General features: G+C 39.1%; 1 protein-coding gene. It reads right to left on the minus strand.

What is annotated here, in order from left to right; genetic code table 11:
* The coding region (locus SB658_RS24085; protein WP_410602869.1) for a phosphate acyltransferase at window positions 1-265 on the minus strand (265 nt) is incomplete at its 3' end.
* Window positions 266-271: the final 6 nt, after the last annotated feature.

Here is a 271-nt window from a genome sequence, read left to right on the forward strand (position 1 = left end):
GTCTTTCTACGAAAGCTTGTACAAGCTCTTCAAAACCTTCATATGTATGAGGATCATACACGTCAACACCATCAAGTGTAAGACCTAATTCTTTTGCTTTTGCTTCAACTTCTTGTGTTTTACCTACAACAATTGGCTGCAAGACTTTGCCATCTGCTAGTTTTTGAACGGCTGTTAGAGTGCGTTCGTCCATTCCCTCAGGAAAAACGATCTTTACTCCTTTACCTGCAACCTTTTCCTGAACTGTTGAAAAAATATCTGCCACTTATAT

Source organism: Bacillus sp. SIMBA_008, from assembly GCF_046535495.1.
GTDB lineage: Bacteria > Bacillota > Bacilli > Bacillales > Bacillaceae > Bacillus > Bacillus subtilis.